Source organism: Ligilactobacillus araffinosus DSM 20653, from assembly GCF_001435375.1.
In the GTDB taxonomy this organism is placed as follows: domain Bacteria; phylum Bacillota; class Bacilli; order Lactobacillales; family Lactobacillaceae; genus Ligilactobacillus; species Ligilactobacillus araffinosus.
In genome coordinates this window covers 123,324-145,957 of the sequence record NZ_AYYZ01000029.1, presented here as the reverse complement: position 1 = coordinate 145,957, position 22,634 = coordinate 123,324, and the positions used below count along the sequence as shown (strand labels likewise).

Genomic DNA, 22,634 nt, shown 5'->3' with positions numbered 1-22,634 from the left:
GATCTACCCCATCATTTGCCAAAACATAACGGCCATCATTGTTTTCGCATCACAAATTTCACCGCGGCTAATTGCCTCCTGAACTTCTTTCGGTGATAATTCGACTAATTCAAGAAACTCATCATCATCCTGCGGTAATTCATCTTTAACCGCCTTTAATCCCACTGCATGATATAAATACATCAATTCATCAGCAAAACCTGGTGAGGTGTAAAATTTCGTAACTAATTCAAACTGATCAGCTGCAAACCGCGTCTCTTCATTTAATTCACGCCGAGCTGTTTTTTCCGGATCATCATGTTCGCTCAGTTCAATTTTTCCCGCTGGAATTTCAAGGGTGACCTTCTTTAACGGTTCACGCCATTGTCGAATCATTACAATTTTATTCGAATCAGTAATGGCGATTACTCCAACCGCCCCTTGATGCCGAATAACTTCGCGAACGGCTTCCTTACCATTAGGAAGTTTAACAATTTCTTTATCTAAATGAACAACTTTCCCATTATAGATATTTTCAGTTGATAAGGTCTTTTCTTTAAAATCCATTTTGCATTCCTCATTTTATCTCACTTTAACTCTAATAATAGCAGAGAAATTCTAAAAAATATAGTTCATTAAACCCCAAAAAAAGACTGAGCCGCTACGCTCAGTCTTTTTTATTCATTATTAATCTTCTAATCCTTCTTCAACTGCTTCAGGGAAGTCATGACGAATGATTTCAGCACAGTGAGCACAAACCTGTGGTAATTCTTGATCGGCACCCACATCGGTCTTAATCATCCGGCAACGTGGACAAACTTCGCCCGTTGCCTTTTCAATCTTAACCTTTACCTCATCATAGTCATCTGCATCAGCAGGAGCTTTATCAATTGGAAGAATATCTAATGCTGAAACGATCATTGCTTGCCGAATATCAGCATCTAAACTGTCCAATTCTTGTTTGATTCCGTCAGTAACATACAACTTGACATGGGCTTCAAATGATTTTCCAATCATCTTATCATCCCGGGCAATTTCAAGTGACTTGTAAACGTTTGACCGCACTTTCATGAAACGACTCCAGTTTTCAAGTAACTTCTTTTGACCATCATAGTAGTTCACTGCCGGCATTTCTGATAATTGGGCAAACTCTTCTGGTTCATGCAAGTATTCCCAAACTTCTTCAGTTGTGTGTGGCAAAATTGGGGTTAACAATTTTGCCAACCGAACAACAATGTCATACAAAACAGTTTGCATTGAACGCCGCTTATGACCGTCAGCTTCTTCAATATAGATAACATCCTTTGCAATATCAAGGTAAAATGCTGATAAGTCCGTGGTGATGAACTTGATGACCTTCTTGTAGATGTCCATAAAGTCATACGTTGCATAGTCATCTAAAATGTCCTTTGTAAATTCATTTACTTGAATTTGCATGTAACGGTCAATGGCTTCAAGATCATCAAATGCGACTTGATTCTTTTCCGGATCAAAGTCGGCAACGTTTGAAAGCAAAAATCTAAAGGTATTCCGAATCTTCCGGTAACTTTCCGCAATTTGTTGGAAACTACCCATTGAAACACGAACGTCTGCTGATGTGTCAGCACTCAATACCCATAACCGGATAATTTCAGCACCCATTTGCTTGATCACATCATTTGGAACGATTGTGTTTCCAAGTGATTTACTCATCTTGTGACCTTTGCCATCAAGGGTAAACCCTTGTGAAATAACCTGTTTATATGGTGCTTTTCCTGAAACAGCAACACTCGTGATCATGCTTGAGTTGAACCATCCCCGATATTGATCTGAACCTTCAAGGACCAAATCAGCTGGATACGTCAAGTAATCCCGTGAAGCAAGCACACCTTGATGAGATGAACCAGAATCAAACCAAACATCCATAATATCGGTTTCCTTGGTAAACTTTCCATTTGGTGAATGTTCACTGGTGAATCCTTCAGGCAAAAGATCCTTTGCGTCCTTTTCAAACCAAATATTTGAACCATGTTTTTCAATCAACTGAGCAACATGTTCGATCGTTTCCGGTGTCATGATTGCTTCACCATCTTCGGCATAAAAAATCGGTAATGGAACTCCCCATACTCGTTGCCGTGAGATTACCCAATCTCCACGGTCACGGATCATATTATGAAGCCGCTTTTGACCCCATTCCGGCATGAACTTCACGCTGTCGATAGCGTCAAGAATATCATCCCGAATCTTATCCACCGATGCAAACCATTGCGGCGTTGCGCGGAAAATGATCGGTTTCTTTGTTCGCCAGTCAAATGGATAACTATGTTCATAATCCATCTGTTTGATTAATGCATTTGAAGCTTTCAACTTATCCAATGAGATCTGGTTAGCATCTTCATAAAAGACACCTGCAAAGTCTTTGCCAGCTTCATCAGTCAAGTATCCCTTGGCATCAACTGGAGCAAAGACATCTAAACCGTATTTCATTCCGACATTATAATCGTCTTCCCCAAATCCAGGAGCGGTGTGAACTAAACCGGTTCCGGCATCAAGCGTAACGAAATCGCCAAGCATCACAACTAATTTCCGTTCTGGATCAAATGGATGTTGTGCAAGAATATTTTCCATATCGGCACCCTTAACGGTCTTTAATGTCTTGACATCTTTCCATCCAAATAATTCAGCATCTTTTTCAATCAATTCAGTTGCGATAACAAATTTCCGCGGATCATCATCATGTTGAACAACTGAGTATTCATATTTTGCAGAAATTGTGATTCCTTCTGATCCAGGAATAGTCCATGGCGTTGTTGTCCAAACGACCATGTATGTATCATCATCTAAAATACCTTTACCATCGATAACCTTTTCACCGTAAAAGGCTGATGGCGAAGTTACATCATGATATTCAACTTCGGCTTCGGCTAAAGCTGATTCGGATGACCATGACCAATAAACTGGTTTCCGGCCTTTGTAAATCAATCCTTTTTCAGCCATCTTACCAAAAACCCGGATTTCTTGAGCTTCAAATTTCGGATCAAGGGTTACATATGGGTTATCCCATTCAGCAGAAATTCCTAACCGCTTAAAGTCTTGGCGTTGCTTATCAACTTGTTGCAAAGCATATTCGCGACACTTTTCCCGGAAATCAGCAATTGAAAGCGTCTTCCGATCAACGCCTTGCTTTTTCAATTGTTGTTCAATTGGCAATCCGTGAGTATCCCATCCAGGAACATATGGTGCCCGAAAACCCATCATTGATTTTGAACGCACAATAAAGTCCTTTGAAATTTTGTTCATTGCGTGTCCCATGTGAATGTTTCCGTTCGCATATGGAGGACCATCATGCAAAACAAATGATGGCTTGCCTTCATTTAATTTTTGCCGTTTTTCATAAACTTTGTTTTCTTCCCATACCTTCTGTCTTTCAGCTTCTTTAACTGGAAGATTTCCACGCATTGGGAATTTTGTTCTACCCATGTTTAAGGTTTTCTTAATTCGCATCGTTTTCTCCTTTCAAAAAAATAATCTCATCCGCAAGGGACGAGATTATCGTGGTACCACCCAAATTTTAGATTATCAAATCTACTTTAATCACAAATAACGGTGTGAACCGAAAATGCTTACTCCAAATTCAGCATTTCATAGATTGAATGATGGCTTACTTTAAAGTGACTATCAACCTTTCACCATCGTTGACTCGCTTTTAAGTATTTAAAATAAGTCGTGTTTCAAGTTAATTTAAATCATCTGTATCAGCAAAGTGTTGTCCTTGAAGGCCATTGCTTGAATTTTCAGATTCACTTTGTGAAGTTGGATCCGTTTCAGTCGTCGAATCATTATTATCAGGGAATACAACAACTGTTTCCGCTTGTCCATCGTCTGCAGGAGTAACTTCAGGAGGATTTGGATCAACTGGTTGGAAGTTAAACTCTTCATCATCTTGAACCGGCTTAATTTCACGTGCAGTTTCTTTATCCAACGTTTCGTCTTGACGAATTGCATCTTGAATTTCTTCATAGCTGCTTGTCTTGCCTTGCTTCAAGATTTCGTCCCATTCGCTGCCCTTAACAACTTCCAATTGTGATTCCATCATTACTTGAAGTTTTTGCCGGAAAATCCGTGCTTGCTTCCGCAAATCATCTGTTTCAATTGCAAGTTTCTTAGCTTTCTTTGAAGCTTCATCAATAATATTCCGTGCCTTTTCATTTGCTTGATCAATAATGTCTTGACCTTGCTTTTGAGCTTCACGGTTGATAATTTCAGCTTCACGTTGTGAGTTTGCCTTAACTTTATCAGCTGCTTCTTGAGCAACAATAATTGATTGATTCAAAGAATCTTTCAAATCATTGAAGTATTTTAATTTTTCTTTATTTTGATCCAAGCTGTCACGAAGTGAATCATTTTCCTTTAACAAAGCTTCATAATCTTTGATAATTTGGTCTAAGAATTCGTTAACTTCGTCTTGATCATACCCACGTAATTTTACGTGAAATTCTTTATTATGAATATCCAAGGGAGTCAAAGCCATCCCTATCACCTCCACTATAAGTTATTTTATCATTAAAATAATTGACACGCTATTGTCTAAATGGACTACTTCCGAATAATTGCCATTTCAGCTTTCAACTTTCCTTTATGGGTCGTTCCCCCAATTGCATCTAATCGAATTCGTCCGTAGCCACGCACTGAAATAATATCGCGAATGCTGACCATGTAATCTGGACGAGCAACTTCCATCCAATTTAATTGAACCTTGTCGTTTTCAATCAGCTCTTTCGCTTTACCACGTGACAAATGATAGCTGCTAGCGATAATACTATCAATTCGCTGTGAACTAACAAGTAAATGCGCTTCTTGCCATGCACTTTCTGGCGTCAACAGCTCTGACAACTTTTTCGGATTAAGCTTCACCTTTGTTCGCCCGATTCGATCAAGCTGACTAATCAAAAATGGTGCAATTTTCTTTTCAACAATCAATTGCCAGCGTGTTCCATCAGTTATGATATCGCCAAGAACATTTCGTGTAATCCCCGAATGGACAAGCGCACCTAAAATTTGTCCATGATGCAATGATGCAAACTTAACCGGATAATTAACTTCAAGAACTTGAATTTCAAAATCCTCAACTTGCGGTTCAAAATACTGGGGATAAAATAAAACCCGTTTTCGATCAGCATTTTGATAACCACCTTGGGTTGCCATTTGAATTACCAAATTCTTTCCAATCAATGCCTGAGCAATAAACCGCTCTCGCGGATTAAAAAAATCAGTTAACACCGGCGCATAATTTAATTCCGCTTCCGAAATATAAGATGCAATTTGGTCAATTGTTACCCGTTCCTCTTTTCGAAAATGCTGGTAAATTCCATCATTCATCTGAAATTAACCTCAATTATCCAATCAAAATCCGTAAGAGGAAGAAAAAACCTTGTTCAACCAATTCCAGTACAATCAACGCAATGATTGGTGAAAAATCGATGTTAAAAATCGGTGGAATAAAATGGAAAAGATTTAAGAACGGACTCACGATCCGGTCTAAAAACATTCCAAACTTAGTCTGTAAAGCCCCCGGGAACCATGACATTAAGCAATACACAACAATTGCCAACGTATAAAGTTGAAATAGGCCATTAATAATTCCTACTAACACTTTCTGACTCCTTACTAAAAGTCTTGAAGCTTGACGGCTTCATTAAGCATTCCTTCAACTGAAAATTCAGACGGAGTGCATAGAAAAATTTGTTCACCGATTCGTTTAATATCCCCATCAATGGCATAAGTCACCCCTGATAAGAAATCAACGATTCGACGCGATTGTTGGTTGTCCATCCGTTCAAAATTGATAATTGCTGCTTGCCCATTTAAAAGGCGGGATGCGATTTGCTTAGCATCTGAAAACACCCGGGGTTCGAACAACATGATCTTTTTTTGCGAATGATCACCTTTACCTACAATTGACATAATTCGATTTTTTTGATTGCCCTGAGGCCCTTCACTTTCTGTTCTTACTTGTGATGAACCATTATCATAATTATCATATTCCGTTTCATCGTCGTATCCATTAAAAAAATGACTAATCCGATCAGTTAATGACATGACCTCAAGCCTCCTTCACTATTTCCGACGATGACGCAAGAATGGTGGCATACTGTCATCATCATCTTGATCAAAATTATTATTTGATGAATCAGAACCAAATACATTAAAGTCTTTCTTTTCAACGTCTTGGAAATTATCACGTTGGTTTGCTACATGAGAATTACCGTTCATTTCAGTTGTAATGTCCCAATCAGCAAGTGGATCATTTCCTCGTGAACTTGATGCTGGTTGACTTGAAGCAGCGTTCCGGTTTGAATTTAAAATTCCGTTTGAAGCCGGCTTCTTAACTGGTTTACGAGCGTTGCGCTTTTTGTCAATTCCGGTTGCAATTACGGTAACAACCACTTCATCTTCGAGATTTTCGTTAATTGATGTCCCAAAGATAATATTAACGTCACTTGAAGCAGCGTCCGTTACAATTTCTGAAGCAGTTTGAGCTTCAAACAAGCTCAAATCTGGACCGCCAGTAATGTTTAACAGCACTTGTTCAGCCCCATCAATTGAAACTTCCAACAATGGTGATGAAATAGCTTTCTTAGTTGCTTCTTCAATCCGGTTTTCACCGTTTGCTGAACCAATTCCCATCAAAGCTGAACCTTTATCCTTCATCACAGTTGTAACGTCGGCAAAGTCCAAGTTAACGTAACCTGGTGACGTAATCAAATCAGTGATTCCTTGAACACCTTGACGCAAAACATTATCTGCTTCTTGGAATGCTTGAAGCATTGGAGTCTTTTTATCAACAATTTCTAACAAACGGTTATTAGCAATGATGATCAAAGTATCAACGTGTTCCTTCATCTTTTGAACGCCTTCAGCGGCAAAACGGGCACGCTTTGGACCTTCAAATGAGAATGGACGGGTTACGACCCCCACAGTTAATGCACCCATTTCCTTTGCAACCTTTGCAATTACTGGAGCTGCACCGGTACCGGTACCGCCACCCATTCCGGCAGTAACAAAGATCATGTTAGCGCCTTGTAAAGCTTCAGAAATTTGTTCTTCACTTTCTTCAGCAGCTTTTTCACCGATATCAGGGTTAGCACCTGCCCCAAGCCCCTTTGTCAATTTTGGTCCTAATTGAATTTTTGTTTCAGCATTTGAATTTTTTAATGCTTGAACATCTGTATTTGCAGCAATAAATTCAACACCCTTAACGTCTTCAGCAATCATCCGGTTAACCGCGTTACCACCAGCACCGCCGACGCCGATTACTTTAATGTTTGCCTTGTTGTTTTCGTCTACTTCATAGTCCATTTAGTTCTCCTCCGTTATTTAATCTGTTTCTTAAACTAATTAATCAAAGAAACTGCCAAACCAATCTTTCAAACCTGAAATCGAATGATGCTTCTTTTCAGCTGACTTATCTTGTTTAGCTTGTTTCTCAACTGGTTTAGCCGCTTTCCGCGGTTTTGTCTTTACGTTCTTCATGTTAGTCTTTTTAACGACTTTCATTGAAGAAGCTTGCACTGGTTCTTGTTTTACAACAGTGTCAATGTTATTCAATGTGCTCTTAACAACCATATTGATTTCATTTTGACGAGTTGTGTCTTCAATTAAACCAATAACTTGTGAGAATTGTGGTGAACGTAAATTCATTTCTTGAGGATAGAAAATTTTTACCGGAACCTCAAAAATTTCTTGTGCTAGCTCTGTTACTCCTTGTAATGCAGCCATTCCACCTGTTAAAACGACTCCACCTGGAAGCTGAAAAGCATTAATGCTTCCAAGTGATTGCTTAATTTTTTCAAAAATTTGCCGCATTCGAGCTTCAATAATTTCTGAAAGATATTCTTCAGTAACCATTTCATCCTCTTGTTGACCAACAACTTCAACTGGAATTGAATCCTCAGATGAAGCCATTTCAGCAAGGGCATACCCGTAATTCCGCTTCAACGTTTCAGCATTTTCAAAGGATGTATTCAAAACAATTGAAATGTCGCGGGTTACGTAGTCGCCGCCTTCCTGATCAACATAAGTATACTTTACTTTATGATCATGAACAACAGCCGCCGTTGTTTGACCACCACCAAGATCGATCAAAACCGCCCCAAAGTCCTGTTCGGCATCACTCAATGCATATTCAGAAAGTGCAATCGGAGCAACCACAATATCTTGAATCTTTAATCCTGCTCGTTGAACACATTTACGAATATTATGTAAAATTGTCTTCGGGCCTGTGTACATTACTCCTTGCATCTCTAACCGAACGCCCATCATTCCACGCGGATCTTTAATATTATCAATGTCATCAACAAAGAACTCGTCTGGAACGATATCGATCACATCACGTTCTGGCGGCAAATTTTGAACTAACGCTGCCCGGGTAACTTCGTGAACATCCTCATCTGTAATCTCAGCAGAATTGCCATCTTGACCGCCAACCGCGATCATGCCTTTGCACCGTTGAATTTGTAACATATTGGCTGGAACCCCAACCGTTACATTTTCAATTTCAATGTTTGCTTTTTGTTCTGCTTGTTTAATTGTTTCCTTAATTGTAGCAACAACTTGGTCAATGTCTACAATTACACCACGTGACAAGCCAGCGGAATGTGAACTGCCATAGCCAATAATATTTAACTGGCCTTTCATAAATTCTGCAATTACGACTTTGATCGAAGTTGTTCCGATGTCCAATCCTACATAAATTCCGGAATTTTCCACCTTTTTTTATCCTCCAATCCAGTTTTTCTTAATTAGTTTCAAGAAAAGTATCTTAGTTTAAATTTTACCATATAAATAAAACAATTTACTACCTTTAATCAAGGGTTTCCGAGTTTTTTTCAAAAATATTAATTTTTACCATAAGGATATGAGTACGCTCCAACTTCCAGATCAACAACTCCCGTGTAATTCATCTTTGAAACGATGCTTGGATAATATTGCATTTTTTCAGCAAACGTATCAATTGAAGCAATTACTTGATTACCGTCGTTCATATACAATTTGATTTTACCCGGATCGGCCTTCGTCGGTTCAAGGTGAATTTCTGCAATTCCCTTTTTAACTTTAGCTGGTAATTTATTAAATTGCTTCGTCATTTCAAGAAGACGATCTTTATTTTTAAAATTATAGAAAATCGGATAATTTTCTTTTGGATTATTCGATCCATAATTATCGATCATTCCTGAAGAAGTCAACTTGTAATATTTATTATTTCTCACTACATACCCAATTGTTGGATACTCTTCAACGTTTATCTTTACATGTGTTCCCTGATATTGAATCGTTGCTTTTTTTACAGAGGGAACCTTTTCATGGATCTGATTTTCAATCTTCGCAGTTTCAGGCCATACCCCAAACAATGATTCGTAGTAATGCAAATTACTTGCTTTCACAACAGCTGTTCGGGTTGCATCGTCATTCGTATTCACCTGAAGTGAAAGGATTCTGCTAAACGGAAGAATGAAAAATAACGATACTGCAAACGTGATTCCAAAAAACGCAATTAACGCAATTGTTCCCTTTGCAAGTCGCTGTTTCCGTAAACTATTTGTCCGCGGAAGTTTTTTTACAAAGGACCGGGCAGTCGTTGGCCGATGATGTTTTTTGGCTTGTTTGCGTTTCTTTTGTGCCTTTTCCCATGGGGTTAACTCGGCATTTGACTTTTTGAGTTTCTTCATTTTGATATCATTATCCCTCAAACTTATTTTTGGTTAACCAAATCTTTTAATACATTATACAACCGATCGGCCGCATCCCGCACTCCTGCATCTGAAGCATTCTTCGCCATTTCACTTCGTTGAGTTGAATCATTCATCAATTGATCAACGACATCAGCTAATTTTGCACCTGTTAATTCCTTTTCGGTAATCATTTTAGCAGCATTCCTGTTTACCAAACTCATCGCATTTTTAGTCTGATGATCAGCGGTTACGTATGGACTTGGAATTAAGATTGAAGGAATTCCAAGAGCCGTAATTTCAGCTAAACTTGTTGCACCTGCACGACCAACAATCAAATCAATTTCCGGAAGGATTTCAGGCATATTACCAATATATGGCTGAATCACCATATTCGAAGGAATCTCTTTTTGAGCTGCCTGTTTTTTAATTTCTTCGTAATGAACCTGACCAGTTACAAAAAGAACTTGGTAAGCTTGATCCTTAAACTTTGAAGCTGCATCTAACGCAGCTTGATTAATGCCCTCCGCACCTCGTGATCCTCCAAAAATCAAAACAGTCGGATAATTATCTTTTAACCCATATTCTTCTAATCGATTTTTGTTTTCCATATATGCAACTTGTTGTGCCCGCGGATTTCCGGTAAACACAATTTTGTTTTCAGGAAAATTTGAACGAACATCGTCAAAACAAATTGCAACCTTATCAACAAAATGACTTAAAAACTTATTGGTTACTCCGGCAACACTGTTTTGTTCATGAATGATAGTCGGAATATGCATTTGTGATGCCGCAAAAACGACTGATCCACAAACATAGCCGCCAGTTCCAACAACGACATCAGGCTTAAATTCTTTAATAATCTTTTTGGATTCATGAATACTCTTTAAGAACAAATAAACCGTCTTAAAGTTTTCCAATGAAAGCGACCGTTTAAAGCCTTGAATCTCAATTGTTTTAAAATCAATTCCCGCATCCGGAACGATTCGGCTTTCAAGCCCGCGATTAGTTCCAACATACAAAACCTTCGTTGTTGGATCTTTTTTCTTGGCTTCATCAATTAATGCAAGGGCTGGATAAATATGTCCTCCAGTCCCACCGCCAGAAACTAATATCCTCATTTTGCTTCCTCCTTTTTCTTGATCAAATCTTCGACCGCTTTAATGTACTGATCTCCGCGGACTTCAAAAGTTGGCCATTGATCCCAACTTGCACATGCAGGTGAGAGTAAAATCACATCACCAGGCTGGCTTAACTGGTATGCTTCAGGAACTGCCGTAACCGCATTCTTGGTCTTTACAATTTCTTTTATTCCAGCTTTTTTCCCAGCATTAGCCATCAAACCGGCTGTTTCGCCAAACACAACTAATGCTCGTACATGCTTTTTAAAATACGGTACTAATCGATCAAATTTGAATCCACGATCAAGCCCTCCTGCCAGTAAAACAACTGATTGATTAAATCCATCTAATGCTTTTTGGGTCGCTTCAATATCTGTTGCCTTTGAATCGTTGTAAAATTTGCGTTCATTAAAAGTTGTAATATATTGCATTCGGTGACGCACACCTGTAAACTGTTGCAAAACTTCTTTGATATTTTCAGTTGTTTGTCCCATTAATTTGGCAACAGCAAGGGCAGCAAGCGCATTTTCAACGTTGTGCAAGCCTGGAACACCAATTTGATCAGCATCGATGATCTTCTCGCCTTTGAAATAAAGTACTCCGTCCCTTTCGTATGCGCCCTCTTCTGTTCGTCCTTCACGTGAAAACGGAACAACGGTTGCTTGAGTATGCTTGCTAAATTGCCGGGCTTCTTCATTATCCCAGTTAACAACAAAATAATCATTCTCCGTTTGATTCATGAGAATCCGCATTTTGGCATTCACATAATTGGCGTGTGATCCGTGCCAATCTGTATGAGCTTCATAAATATTAGTTAAAACCGCAATGTGTGGATGTAACGTTTTAATTCCCATTAATTGGAAACTTGATAATTCAGTTACCATCACATCATCGGAGGTTGCCTGTTGCGCAATTTCCGTTGCCGGAATTCCAATATTTCCAGCTGCATAGGCTTTACCCTTTGACCGGTTCCGATTTAACATTTCCGTAATCATTGTTGTTGTCGTTGTTTTTCCATTAGTTCCGGTAATTCCGATCATGGTTGCATCTAAAACCTGATATGCAAGTTCAGGTTCGGTAATAACTGAAATTTTTTCTTCAATTGCTTTCGCAACTAACGGGTTGTTATATGGAACAACCGGATTCTTAACAACCGTCGTTGTTCCATCCAGTAACTCAAGTGGGTGACTACCAGTAACAACCTTCACCCCGATTTTTTTAAGTTCATCGACTTGTGATTGATCAGGCTGATCAGTCTTGTCATTGACAATTACTTGTGCTCCTAACTTGATTAAAAGTTTAGCTGAATTTACCCCGCTTTTTCCCATTCCGATTACAAGAACTTGTTTATTTTGGTAAGAACTAATGTTTTTCATGACAACTAACTTCTTCCTAATATTTTATAAAATTACCATTACTGAAATCGCAGCAGCAATTAAACCGACGATCCAAAAAACAATGTCAATTTGCCATTCATTCCAGCCACACATTTCAAAGTGGTGATGAATTGGACTCATTTTAAAAATTCGCTTCCCAGTTAACCGGAAAAATGTTACCTGAAGAATTACACTTGCGGTTTCAATTACAAAGATAATTCCAATCACAAGTAGCGACAACTCGTGATGAACTAAAATTGAAACAGCTGCAAGCGCACCCCCAAGGGCAAGGGAACCCATATCACCCATAAAAATTTTTGCTGGCTTGTGGTTAAAGAACAAAAATGCAACCAATGCCCCCATTACAGCAACGCAGAAAATCAAAACACCGAACTGATCTTGAGCCCACGCAATGACTGCATATGCTCCAAAAGCAATGATCGACTGTCCCGCAACCAAGCCATCAATTCCATCCGTTAAATTAACCGCATTTGAAAATCCAACTAACCAGAACATGACGAACAAAGCGTAAAGAAATCCTAAATGAATTTCATGACCAAAGAAACTGATTGAGAACGGAAAGCCTTCAAAATAGTAGACTGCCAGAAAAACGATTCCGCCAAGAATCTGCCCGGCAAGTTTCTGCCACGGTTTTAGCCCTTCATTTTGTTTCTTCCATAATTTGATTGAGTCATCCCAAAACCCAAGAAAGCCATACAAAATCAAAATAAAATCAAGTACTAAAACACTTGGATTTAAGCATTTATAAACAAGCGGGACAATAATCCCGGTAATCAAAATTACAAAATTAAAGACAAAGCCTCCCATTGTTGGGGTCCCTGATTTTTTTTCGTGCCACTTCGGACCTTCTTCACGAATCATTTGGCCTTGTTTTTTGCGATGGGCATAATTAATGAACACTGGTAAAAATACCACCGTCAAAATTAAGCTCATGCAAAATGGAAATAATAATTTAATAAACGTCATTGCTATTTCTCCTTGTCTTATTGCAGTGCAATGTTAACTTGCTGATTCTTTGTTACAACCGTATTTGGTGAAACACTTTGGGATTTTACAAAACCTGTTCCATCAAAGTGAACTTTGATTCCTAACATGTTTGCAAGGTTGTTTACGTCATTGCGTGACCATCCCGTCATATCTGGAATCGTCTTTGCACCATTTGTAACAAGAATAACCTTTGAACCTTTCATAATTGTTTGACCCGCAGCAACAGATTGCTGATTGATCTTTACTCCGTTACCACAAACAATTACGTTTGCGCCTGTCTTTTGCAACTCTTGTTTAGCCGTTGCAATACTTAAGCCCTTAACATTTGGGACCTTATTGTTTTGGTTTGAACCACTCGAACTATCATCTTGTAACGCTTGTTTCATCATTGGGTTAAAGACCGTTGCAAGAGCCTTAGTTGCAACTTCTTCATTGCCAAACGTTTGCGGTTGCTGCATCGTAATGTACAATACATATTTTGGATTATTCAATGGTGCAACCCCAGCAACTGAGAAGATATAATTCATATCACCAGTCAGATAACCGCCACCCTTCGGATTGGCAATTTGAGCCGTCCCAGTTTTAACTCCGACATTATAACCGTTAATCTTATATGCTTGACCTGTCCCATTCGGATCAGTAATAACGTCTTGCATCATTCCTAAAACCTGTTTAACGGTTGATGCTGTTACTGGATGACCAACAACTTTTCGTTTTGATCGGTAAACCGTCTTTCCGGTATTTGGATTAACAATTTTCTTAATCAATCGTGGTTGAACCATTTCACCGTTATTGGCCAGCATTGAGAAGCCTTGCATCATTTGCATGACCGTTACATCAATACTTTGACCATAAGCTGTATTAGCTTGATCGATTGGATATTTATAGCCGATCGCACCGCTGGCTTCAGTTCCTAAACCAGGCCCATTTACGGCTTTTAAAAAACCAAACGATTTCAAATAACGTAACCACCGTTTAGCACCCATTTGCTGTTCCAAGTGGGCCATTCCGACATTTGATGACCGAATGAATGCTTGCCGGTATGTGATTGGTCCCCAACCATTGCGATCCCAGTCATAAACATACGCTCCATCAATGTCGTATTTTCCTGACATAAAAGTTGCGTTTGGATTATAGATTCCACTATTAATTGCAGCTGCCATTGAGAAAATCTTCATACATGAACCCGGTTCATATGCAGATTCAGTCAATGTATTCGTCCATGAATTGTTTAACCCGACCCGTGTTTGAGCATTAAACGTTGGACGTTGAGTTGCCGCAATAATTTCACCCGTTTTGGCATTCATTAAAACTGCATTCATATTCTTGGGATGATATGTTTCTTCGGCTTTGGTCATTAACGTTTCCAAGTAGTTTTGCAAATGACCATCAAGTGTCGTATAGACATTATCCCCATTTTTAACCGGACGAGCGACTGCTTTCGTCCACGGCAACTTAGTTCCTTCGATATCTGTTTGCTCGCTTTTGACTCCATTTTGTCCTGCTAATTCAGAATTATAGTTCTTCTCAATTCCCATAATTCCAAGAAGTTTACCGTTTTCGTTTTCAGCTAACCCAATCAAATGTGAAGCAAACGTTCCATTTGGGTATAGTCGAGCTTCAGAAGGCGTAAAGTCGATTCCGGTAATATGAGCTGCTTGAATTCTTTTTTTCGTTTCAAGCGAAATATTCTTCCCAGCCGCTCCCAGTTCAACTTGGTAAACATCTGGATCTTTTGGTGACAAAATCTTCTTGATCTTTGAGTATGACGTTCCAAGATTTTTGCTTAAAACTTTAGCTGCCTTATCCTTTTCTGAAGCTTTCAAGTAAGCAGGTTTTCCGTCAAATGTCCGGGCTTCCTTTGAAAGGACGACATATACAGAATATGTTGTTGTATCTTCAGCGACTACTTGATCATTTGCATCATAAATCGTTCCCCGTTTAGCTTTGATTTCAGTCCGTTTTGCATACAACTGTTCCACTTTTTGACGCAAATTAACGCCGTCAGCACGATGAAAAATGCCGACATAAAAAAAGCGGAAGATAATCAATACAAAAACACTGAGAACTATGAAAAAGATCAGTTTTCCAAATTGCTTGCTATCTTCTGTATTTTCTTCTATCTTGCGCTTATTTTGATTATTCATTATTTAGTTACATTCCTTGTATTTTGTTCATTCAATGAAAGGCCGTCTTTCTTAGCGATTCCCATTAAACGCGAACGACTTGAAAGTTCACTAATTTCCTGGCGAATATTTGAATTTTTACTATTAAGCTTTGTTACTTGCGTTGTAACCGCCTGTAAACCGCTTTGCGCCGTATTAACGTGAATTGATGATGAAATCGTCACACAGCCAAGTAGTGCTGCCCATCCTAAAGAAACGCATACAGCTAATCGTTCCCGCCGTTTAAATTTCTTCTTCTGCACATCAAGCGGATCGATTTGAACTGTTTTTTGCTTCCTAATATTTGAATAATTTACAATTTTGCGTGCTGTTTCAGCCATCCTATTCACAACCCCATATTCTCTTATTTTATTCGTTCAATGACGCGCAACTTAGCAGAATGTGCGCGGTGATTTGTTTCAATTTCGCTTTTAGTTGGTAAAATCGGTTTGCGATTAATCAATCGATAATTAACTTCCATTTCCTGAGGAATAACCGGTAATCCTTGTGGTAAATCCGGTAAACTAGTTTTTTCTTTAAACATGCTCTTAACAAGTCGATCCTCAAGTGATTGGAAAGTAATTACACTTACTCGACCATTAATATTTAACATTTCAAGAACTTGTTCCAATGAAGTTTCAAGGGCACCAAGTTCATCATTAACCGCAATTCGTAAAGCTTGAAAAACTCTTTTAGCAGGATGGCCTCCCCTACGACGAGCCCTGGCCGGAATCCCAGCCTTAATCACTTCAACCAATTCCGTTGTTGTTTGAATCGGCTGAATTTGCCGCTGCTTTTCAATCTTCCGGGCAATCGACTTTGCAAATTTTTCTTCACCATAACGGGAGAAAACCCGAACAAGATCGTTAAATGACCATTCGTTAACGATCTGTTTCGCAGTTAACGATTGACCTTGGTCCATTCGCATATCCAATGGTGCTTCGAGTTTATAACTAAACCCGCGTTGAGCAACATCAAATTGCGGTGATGAAACTCCAAGGTCGTAAACGGCCCCATCAATTTTAGAAACTCCCAATTCATTAAGACGTTTCTTAATATTCCGAAAATTATCCTTAACTAAGGTTAGTTTCCCACTTTGAAGATGATTGTCAAGAGCTTTCTGATTATATTCAATCGCTGTTTGATCCTGATCAAAGGAAAATAATCGTCCGTTTTCATTTAGCTGAGATAAAATCTTCCGGGTATGTCCGCCACCGCCTAAGGTACAATCTACATAAACCCCGTCTGGCTTGACTTTTAAATTTTCAACTGCTTCATTCAGCAAAACCGTCACATGTTTAAACTCAGCCATAATCTCTCCTAAAATTCAAAATCAATCATATTTTCCGCAATCTCATCAAAGTTTTCTTCGGCTTCATCAGTAAATGAGTTCCACCGTTCTTCTGACCAAATTTCAAAGCGGTTTGATACACCAACGATCACACATTTCTTTTCTAGTCCAGCATGGGAACGTAAAGTTTTCGGAACGTTGATTCGTCCTTGCTTATCTAATTCACTTTCAGTTGCTGCTGAATAAAAGAAACGTACAAACGAACGGGCATCACGTTTATTAAGAGGCAATTTTTTCAGTTTTTCTTCAAGAACACGCCATTCATCCATTGGATATCCAAAAAGACACCCATCCAATCCACGGGTGATTACAAATTTCGAACCAAGCTGATCACGAAATTTTGCAGGAATAATCAACCGACCTTTTGAATCAATTGAATGTTGAAATTCACCCATGAACACGTGCCCTCACCACCTTCTAATTACCTTCATTTAACATCTTACCACATTCCCCCACTTTCAACCACTTAGTATTGAGTAAAAACCACCTAATAAAAATTAAGTTTTTATTACAATGTTTTTTTGACACTAAACCATTGTAAAACTAACGCTTTTACACCAAATCTAATTTTTTAAGCCAATTAAAAAAGGCCGGAATGTCATCCCAACCTTTTTTCTTCTTTAATTGAAAAACGATACTATTTTAAAAATCAATAATACACAGTACGTTCCCAAAAATAAAATATCAGCAACCCGCCAAAACTTAATTAAAAACTTCTTATATAGGATCTGTCCTTCCATTAATGCATACAAAATCGTCATAATCAATCCATAAGCCGATAATCCACAGATCAAAAATGGAATGATCGATAGTCCCATCACGTCTTGCGAAAGAAAATGAATCGCAACTACTAAGAATAAACTCATCACATCAAGCCGTTTGAAATTTTTTAATTGTTTTCTGAAAAACTTTTTTTTCAAAAGGGTGAGGATCAACCACACCAAAATCAAAATCAATAATTGGATATACCATTCTTTAATCATTTCATACCCTCATTTAAAAAGAACTCTGCATTCAATTATATAAACTCTGATTATAATTTTCAATTTTAGATTGAATCTTAGTTTGACACTCCAAATTATCAACGGTATAGTAACTTGTGTAATTGATATTAAAGGATGATTTATTGTGGCAAAAAAGAAAAAGAAAAAGTCGACTTTCCAAAAGGTCACCATGGTCGTTGTGTGGTTAATGTTGATTTTTACGATCGGTGCGGTTATTTTTGGTGCATTCGGGAGTCTTTTCAATTTATAAAAATAAAAAACGGTTTTCAACTGAAAACCGTTTTTTATTACTTTCCTTTTTGCAGCTTCATTGCCTTTTCAAGAGTCCGTTCAACCAAGACGATTTGACCATCAACGATCGGCATTCCATCGATCGGTTCCCGTTCCTGTGCAAGTGACAATTCAGTACATCCTAAAATTACTACGTCACACTTTCGTTCATTGATCATTGTTTTAACCAATCCGTGGAATAACTGACGGTCAACAAGATCATGTTCCTTGATATCCGTATAAATCAATTCATTGGTTTTAGCTTGGATTGCATCCGTCGGGCCGACAAATTCATATCCCGCTTTTTTGATCTCATTTTCATAAACATGATCTGCAATCGTTCCATGGGTTGCTAACAACCCGATCCGTTTGGCTTTTGGATACTTGTCTCCGATTTCCTTAACCGCTTCACGGGGCATATGAAGAATCGGAATTTCCGTTAATTTTTGCAAATCATCATAAAAATAATGGGCGGTATTACATGGGATTGCAAAAAATTCCGGATTCAATTTAGCTTGTTGCTTAATGTCTTCCGCTAAATCTGGAAATGGGCTTGGGTTGGAGTTATCCAAAAGATAAGCTGTCCGATCTGGAATCGTTGCATGATTCAGCAAAATATAATCCAGATAATCCTGATCGCAATTTGCCGGAATCCGCTTATTTAACTGATGGATAAAGCTTTCTGTTGCCATCGTGCCCATTCCGCCAATAATCGTAAAGAATTTCTTCATTCTGATCATCCTTTGTTTTCTTTGAAGTAACGGTTGAAATTCTTAGTATAGATGTGTTCCATCCACTTTAAGAGTGCCCATCGTTTAATATTCATGTCCTTATCATAACGGTATGTCATACCATAACGTTTATGATCGATCAAATCAAGTGCGCGTTCCTTATCGCCATTTTGACGAGCGTACTTCTTGAAGACCTTCACAGGAACTCCAAGCCAGAGTTGGTGTTTATTTGCATCTTTATTTCCATATACAGCTTCGGCATCTGCAAGATCTTTGGTTACGTAGTCACGAACAACCCATTGAGCAAGATTATAACCATTAAGTGTAACAAAGAAACTGCTCCGACCTTGCCGCAAATTGATTTCAAACAATTTATACGTGTTGTCACGTGAGTCATATTTCATATCAAAATTTGCATAGCCGGTAAACTTGATATCTTCCAAGAACTTTTGGAAACGTTGATAAATGTCTTTATTATATTCAGGCAAAATTGCAACGTAATTTCCAATTGCAGATGGTGATGGGTCCTCCAATAATGGATGGCCTAAACACATCATTTTAACATGGTGATTTTGATCGACATAAGCGTTCAATACCCGCATATTACTGTCGTCACCAGGAATAAAATCTTGCAAGATGAAATCTGATTCATATCCGTTTGTATAGGCTTTTTGTAAAATCTCATCTAATTCAGGTCGTGATTTTACCCGATAAGCCTTCTTCCGGCCATCAAAATGAATATCAACCCATTCAACGCTGTTTGATGGCTTTAAAGCCACCGGATAATCAAATGGCTGTTCAATGGGTTCATCACTAGCCCACATTTCTTTTGTAATAACCTTTGTTTTCGGATATGGCAGGTTGTATTGATCACAGATTTCATAAAATGATTCTTTTTTATTCAACCGTCTCAACAAATCAAAATCAATGTATGGACACACAAAAACATCGCTTAATTCGTCTTTATGTTTTGAAATCAATTCGGCATAACCATCCCCGCAGCCGATTAAAATTACGGGTTCTTGATGACCACGGTACCGTTCCTTGATTTTAAGCATTGAATTGATCCATTGTGGATCATCGGCAAAGCCGTCAATTAACTCCAAGTCAACGATTTTGGTAAACCGGGTCGGGGCTAATTGCTGTTCTGCAAACGCCTTAACTGGTTTGCCCGTTAATTCATAAAACGAACGCGCCATTCCATATACATTAAAGTCACTTCCTAATAAAACTGGTGTAAAATCTGGTAAATTACTGTTCATCTTCTAATCCCTTCACAATATTTTTTGCAACATTTAAATCATTTGGATATGGGGTATCAACTCCATTGATTTTTTGATACTTATCTTCTCCCTTACCAGCCAGAACAACCACGTCATTCGGCTTTCCCATTTCAATTGCCCTTTTAATTGCCGTTGCTCGATCCATTTCAAAGAAAACCTGAACTCTTTGATGATCAATATATTGGTCAATTTCTTGGGCAATCTTCATCGGATCTTCATATCCCGGATCATCGCTTGTTAAAATTGCAACGTCTGCTCCTTGACTGATTGCTTTCCCGAAACCTTCACGGCGTGAAACGCCCTTATTCCCGGTTGAGCCGACAACCACAATCAGACGTTCAACTTTTCGCTGAGCTTTTAAGAATTCTAACAACGCATGCAAACTTGCATAGTTATGCGCATAGTCGATATAAACTAATCCATGGTTCTTAGTTTGAACCATCTCCATTCGCCCAGCGACCTTAACGTGTTTTAATCCTTGAACTGCATCTTCTTGAGTAGCATTACCAAGAATCGATGCAATGATTGCTGCAGTTGCGTTTCCTTCGTTATAATCCCCTGGAATTGTAATCGAGTAAGTCCCCTCAAGGTGAAGATCCTTGGCCTTGGCAGTTAAGGCATGCAATTTAAATTGACTATCGAGTAACGTTTCCTGAAGATTTTCAATTTGAACATCAATTGGATTCTCATCCGGTAAAGTCTGATTATCAGTATGCGTGAATGTCAATAACCGTTCTGACTCAACATCCGATTTTGCCGCATAATAGATATCCTTAAAATGTTCTGTATCAACATTTAAAATACAATAATCGGAATTGGCAAGAATCTGTTCCTTACAAAATAGGTAATCTGCAAACGTTGGATGTTCATTTTCACCAACATGATCCGGCGAAATATTAAGGAAAATTCCGACATTATAATGAAGGCCGTAGACCCGATTTTTCTTATACGCCTGAGATGAAACTTCCATCACCAAGTGTGTCATCCCATTATCAACGGCTTTGCGCATATCATGAAACAAATCAAGCGATTCTGGGGTCGTCAAATTTGATTTGAATGTATCTTCTGGTCGCTGCCCCACAACCCGATTTACGGTTGAAAACAAAGCGGTGCGCTTGGCGGTCATTTGATCGAGGATTCCCTTTGCAAAATAAGAACTGGTCGTTTTTCCCTTCGTTCCAGTGATTCCGATTACAAATAAATCATTTTGCGGGTAACCATAAAATGCAGCCCCTAAAAGCGCCATTGCTTTTTGAACATCCGTTACGATCAAAAAAGAAGTCTGACCGTCATCAACGTATTTTTCTTCTGCGACATAACCGGTTGCTCCGTGATCGATTGCATCTGTAAGATATTCCTTTTTAAAGTTTCCTTTACAAAAAAACAATGTATCCTGCTCAACCTGTCGCGAATCATACGTGACATGTTTGAAATTATATTTTCGACCATTAAACTGCTCTTTCAGCAAATGATGTTCTTCCAGTAAAATTTGCGCATCTTCCAAATTAATTGCCATGTTCTCACCTTCACTCAAATCACTAACTTCTTGACTTTAATTTTGCCATAATTTTAATCAAAAATAAAATGAAGTGGCATTCGCTAATTTTAATTTAATAGATTATATTCTATCATATTCTGCGCAAACTACTTTAAATATTGCGCAAAAAATGCACCGACTTTCGCCCTGTATGCTTGGTAATGATTTTTTAACGAATGGGCATGCCCTGTATCCTTGGTGATCCAAATTTCTTTTGGTGCTTTCGTTGCGCGATAGTTTTGATAAACCATGTATGTTCGGACAAAATCATCCTTATCACCATGAATAAATAAAATTGGAAGTTTATCCTTTGCAAGTTGCTTTAATGTATTCGCATCATTAAAGTTGAACCCAATCACTGGCTGCGCTAAATAGGCCCCGCCGGCTAAAATTGGTCCCGCTGGAATATGAAAGTCGTGCGTGATCACATCATAAAATTCTTGATAAATGCTGCTAAAGCCGCAGTCTTCAACCACACATTTGACTTGGGGCGGAAGTTTTTGCCCACTAACATTCATAACCGTTGTTCCACCCATACTTACACCAAAAAGACCAATTTCAACGTTTGAGCCTTCCCGATCAATAATTTGATGAATCCACTTGACATAATCTAACTGATCAAGCCAGCCAAATGAAAGGTACTTGCCACCGCTGCGCCCACTTCCACGATCATCAGGAGCTAAAACATTATATCCTAATTGATGGAACATTTTAATATACCGGGCCATCAGTTGTGAATTTTCATGCCAACCATGGGCAACCACAATTGTTTTATTTGTCTTTTCAGCTGCAGGTACATATCGCGCAACTAACTGAATATCCTTGTTACCAACCGCTGTTTCGTGCCAAGTTTGTTGCGACGTCTTATTGAGCCACTCAATTGCTTCGTGGGTCGATTGATCCGGTGTTTTGGTCTTTCTTCCAAACCCATAGTTAATGAAGTAAAAACAAATTCCAAGATAAATTACAATTAATGCAATTAAAAAACCAATTAAAATTTTTAACCAAAGCCAGTTTTTCTTTCTCTTTTCTGCCATTTTCATTTCTCATTCTCTCTTTCTCAAAAATTAAAATAAAAAAGAACATTTAGATTTGATCTACT

General features: G+C 38.5%; 22 protein-coding genes. 1 reads left to right on the top strand and 21 read right to left on the bottom strand.

Annotated features, from left to right (window positions below; translation table 11 throughout):
- Positions 1-3: 3 nt before the first annotated feature.
- From FC64_RS05210 to FC64_RS05130, 17 genes are all read right to left on the bottom strand, one after another.
- On the bottom strand, positions 4-546 hold the full coding sequence (locus FC64_RS05210) for an NUDIX hydrolase (protein WP_057906866.1): 543 nt from the start codon (positions 544-546) through the stop codon (positions 4-6).
- A gap of 120 nt (positions 547-666) precedes the next feature.
- Positions 667-3,462 (bottom strand): isoleucine--tRNA ligase, encoded by a 2,796-nt coding sequence (gene ileS / locus FC64_RS05205; RefSeq protein WP_057906865.1) that lies wholly within the window; start codon positions 3,460-3,462, stop codon positions 667-669.
- Positions 3,463-3,694: 232 nt separating this feature from the next.
- The gene (locus FC64_RS05200) at positions 3,695-4,489 is read right to left on the bottom strand and encodes a DivIVA domain-containing protein (RefSeq protein ID WP_057906864.1); all 795 of its coding nucleotides are present in this window, start codon (positions 4,487-4,489) and stop codon (positions 3,695-3,697) included.
- Positions 4,490-4,554: 65 nt separating this feature from the next.
- On the bottom strand, positions 4,555-5,337 hold the full coding sequence (locus FC64_RS05195; RefSeq protein WP_057906863.1) for a YlmH family RNA-binding protein: 783 nt from the start codon (positions 5,335-5,337) through the stop codon (positions 4,555-4,557).
- A 16-nt stretch (positions 5,338-5,353) separates the two neighbouring features.
- Positions 5,354-5,611 (bottom strand): YggT family protein, encoded by a 258-nt coding sequence (locus FC64_RS05190; RefSeq protein ID WP_057906862.1) that lies wholly within the window; start codon positions 5,609-5,611, stop codon positions 5,354-5,356.
- Positions 5,612-5,625: 14 nt separating this feature from the next.
- Positions 5,626-6,057 carry a cell division protein SepF gene (locus tag FC64_RS05185; RefSeq protein WP_057906861.1) on the bottom strand — a complete coding sequence of 144 codons (432 nt, stop codon included), beginning with the start codon at positions 6,055-6,057 and terminating at the stop codon, positions 5,626-5,628.
- An 18-nt stretch (positions 6,058-6,075) separates the two neighbouring features.
- Positions 6,076-7,317, bottom strand: a complete 1,242-nt coding sequence (ftsZ, locus tag FC64_RS05180) for a cell division protein FtsZ (protein ID WP_057906860.1) — start codon at positions 7,315-7,317, stop codon at positions 6,076-6,078.
- A gap of 39 nt (positions 7,318-7,356) precedes the next feature.
- The gene (gene ftsA / locus FC64_RS05175) at positions 7,357-8,727 is read right to left on the bottom strand and encodes a cell division protein FtsA (protein ID WP_057906859.1); all 1,371 of its coding nucleotides are present in this window, start codon (positions 8,725-8,727) and stop codon (positions 7,357-7,359) included.
- Between the two features lie 128 nt (positions 8,728-8,855).
- Positions 8,856-9,686 (bottom strand): cell division protein FtsQ/DivIB, encoded by an 831-nt coding sequence (locus tag FC64_RS05170; RefSeq protein WP_057906858.1) that lies wholly within the window; start codon positions 9,684-9,686, stop codon positions 8,856-8,858.
- Positions 9,687-9,709: 23 nt separating this feature from the next.
- Positions 9,710-10,807: an undecaprenyldiphospho-muramoylpentapeptide beta-N-acetylglucosaminyltransferase gene (murG, locus tag FC64_RS05165; protein WP_057906857.1), complete on the bottom strand. Its 1,098-nt coding sequence runs from the start codon at positions 10,805-10,807 to the stop codon at positions 9,710-9,712.
- Positions 10,804-12,183 carry a UDP-N-acetylmuramoyl-L-alanine--D-glutamate ligase gene (gene murD / locus FC64_RS05160; RefSeq protein ID WP_057906856.1) on the bottom strand — a complete coding sequence of 460 codons (1,380 nt, stop codon included), beginning with the start codon at positions 12,181-12,183 and terminating at the stop codon, positions 10,804-10,806. The genes murG and murD overlap by 4 nt, the downstream gene beginning before the upstream one ends.
- 24 nt (positions 12,184-12,207) lie before the next feature.
- A complete protein-coding gene (gene mraY / locus FC64_RS05155; RefSeq protein WP_057906855.1) occupies positions 12,208-13,170 on the bottom strand; it encodes a phospho-N-acetylmuramoyl-pentapeptide-transferase in 963 nt (320 codons plus the stop codon).
- Between the two features lie 17 nt (positions 13,171-13,187).
- Entirely contained in the window at positions 13,188-15,338 is a 2,151-nt protein-coding gene (locus FC64_RS05150) for a penicillin-binding protein (protein WP_057906854.1), read from the bottom strand.
- Positions 15,338-15,697, bottom strand: a complete 360-nt coding sequence (ftsL, locus tag FC64_RS05145) for a cell division protein FtsL (RefSeq protein WP_057906853.1) — start codon at positions 15,695-15,697, stop codon at positions 15,338-15,340. The genes FC64_RS05150 and ftsL overlap by 1 nt, the downstream gene beginning before the upstream one ends.
- A 23-nt stretch (positions 15,698-15,720) precedes the next feature.
- Positions 15,721-16,668 (bottom strand): 16S rRNA (cytosine(1402)-N(4))-methyltransferase RsmH, encoded by a 948-nt coding sequence (gene rsmH / locus FC64_RS05140; RefSeq protein WP_057906852.1) that lies wholly within the window; start codon positions 16,666-16,668, stop codon positions 15,721-15,723.
- Between the two features lie 8 nt (positions 16,669-16,676).
- Entirely contained in the window at positions 16,677-17,108 is a 432-nt protein-coding gene (gene mraZ, locus FC64_RS05135; protein ID WP_057827717.1) for a division/cell wall cluster transcriptional repressor MraZ, read from the bottom strand.
- A 219-nt stretch (positions 17,109-17,327) separates the two neighbouring features.
- Complete coding sequence (locus tag FC64_RS05130; RefSeq protein ID WP_057906851.1) at positions 17,328-17,690, bottom strand: DUF3397 family protein; 363 nt, start codon at positions 17,688-17,690, stop codon at positions 17,328-17,330.
- Positions 17,691-17,832: 142 nt separating this feature from the next.
- On the opposite strand from FC64_RS05130, the gene FC64_RS07415 reads away from it, so the two are divergent.
- The gene (locus FC64_RS07415; RefSeq protein ID WP_086427353.1) at positions 17,833-17,961 is read left to right on the top strand and encodes a DUF4044 domain-containing protein; all 129 of its coding nucleotides are present in this window, start codon (positions 17,833-17,835) and stop codon (positions 17,959-17,961) included.
- A 37-nt stretch (positions 17,962-17,998) separates the two neighbouring features.
- Here the strand turns inward: FC64_RS07415 and FC64_RS05125 are convergent, their stop codons facing one another.
- The 4 genes from FC64_RS05125 to FC64_RS05110 all read right to left on the bottom strand — a co-directional run bounded on the left by FC64_RS05125 (position 17,999) and on the right by FC64_RS05110 (position 22,569).
- Positions 17,999-18,712, bottom strand: a complete 714-nt coding sequence (locus FC64_RS05125; RefSeq protein WP_057906850.1) for an aspartate/glutamate racemase family protein — start codon at positions 18,710-18,712, stop codon at positions 17,999-18,001.
- 5 nt (positions 18,713-18,717) lie between these two features.
- Positions 18,718-19,974, bottom strand: a complete 1,257-nt coding sequence (locus tag FC64_RS05120) for a carboxylate--amine ligase (protein ID WP_057906849.1) — start codon at positions 19,972-19,974, stop codon at positions 18,718-18,720.
- Positions 19,964-21,511, bottom strand: a complete 1,548-nt coding sequence (locus tag FC64_RS05115; RefSeq protein WP_057906848.1) for a UDP-N-acetylmuramoyl-L-alanyl-D-glutamate--2,6-diaminopimelate ligase — start codon at positions 21,509-21,511, stop codon at positions 19,964-19,966. Before FC64_RS05115 ends, FC64_RS05120 begins: the two co-directional genes overlap by 11 nt.
- Before the next feature lie 128 nt (positions 21,512-21,639).
- Complete coding sequence (locus tag FC64_RS05110; RefSeq protein WP_081035658.1) at positions 21,640-22,569, bottom strand: alpha/beta hydrolase; 930 nt, start codon at positions 22,567-22,569, stop codon at positions 21,640-21,642.
- Positions 22,570-22,634: the final 65 nt, after the last annotated feature.

Coding starts and splice junctions, on each gene's coding strand:
- FC64_RS05125 (WP_057906850.1), bottom strand. CDS start 18,712: ATGAAGAAATTCTTTACGATTATTGGCGGAATGGGCACGATGGCAACA.
- FC64_RS05200 (WP_057906864.1), bottom strand. CDS start 4,489: ATGGCTTTGACTCCCTTGGATATTCATAATAAAGAATTTCACGTAAAA.
- ileS (WP_057906865.1), bottom strand. CDS start 3,462: ATGCGAATTAAGAAAACCTTAAACATGGGTAGAACAAAATTCCCAATG.
- FC64_RS05170 (WP_057906858.1), bottom strand. CDS start 9,686: ATGAAGAAACTCAAAAAGTCAAATGCCGAGTTAACCCCATGGGAAAAG.
- rsmH (WP_057906852.1), bottom strand. CDS start 16,668: ATGGCTGAGTTTAAACATGTGACGGTTTTGCTGAATGAAGCAGTTGAA.
- ftsZ (WP_057906860.1), bottom strand. CDS start 7,317: ATGGACTATGAAGTAGACGAAAACAACAAGGCAAACATTAAAGTAATC.
- murD (WP_057906856.1), bottom strand. CDS start 12,183: ATGAAAAACATTAGTTCTTACCAAAATAAACAAGTTCTTGTAATCGGA.
- mraY (WP_057906855.1), bottom strand. CDS start 13,170: ATGACGTTTATTAAATTATTATTTCCATTTTGCATGAGCTTAATTTTG.
- FC64_RS05210 (WP_057906866.1), bottom strand. CDS start 546: ATGGATTTTAAAGAAAAGACCTTATCAACTGAAAATATCTATAATGGG.
- FC64_RS05185 (WP_057906861.1), bottom strand. CDS start 6,057: ATGTCATTAACTGATCGGATTAGTCATTTTTTTAATGGATACGACGAT.
- FC64_RS05150 (WP_057906854.1), bottom strand. CDS start 15,338: ATGAATAATCAAAATAAGCGCAAGATAGAAGAAAATACAGAAGATAGC.
- FC64_RS05195 (WP_057906863.1), bottom strand. CDS start 5,337: ATGAATGATGGAATTTACCAGCATTTTCGAAAAGAGGAACGGGTAACA.
- FC64_RS05115 (WP_057906848.1), bottom strand. CDS start 21,511: ATGGCAATTAATTTGGAAGATGCGCAAATTTTACTGGAAGAACATCAT.
- FC64_RS05130 (WP_057906851.1), bottom strand. CDS start 17,690: ATGATTAAAGAATGGTATATCCAATTATTGATTTTGATTTTGGTGTGG.
- ftsL (WP_057906853.1), bottom strand. CDS start 15,697: ATGGCTGAAACAGCACGCAAAATTGTAAATTATTCAAATATTAGGAAG.
- murG (WP_057906857.1), bottom strand. CDS start 10,807: ATGAGGATATTAGTTTCTGGCGGTGGGACTGGAGGACATATTTATCCA.
- FC64_RS05110 (WP_081035658.1), bottom strand. CDS start 22,569: ATGGCAGAAAAGAGAAAGAAAAACTGGCTTTGGTTAAAAATTTTAATT.
- FC64_RS05120 (WP_057906849.1), bottom strand. CDS start 19,974: ATGAACAGTAATTTACCAGATTTTACACCAGTTTTATTAGGAAGTGAC.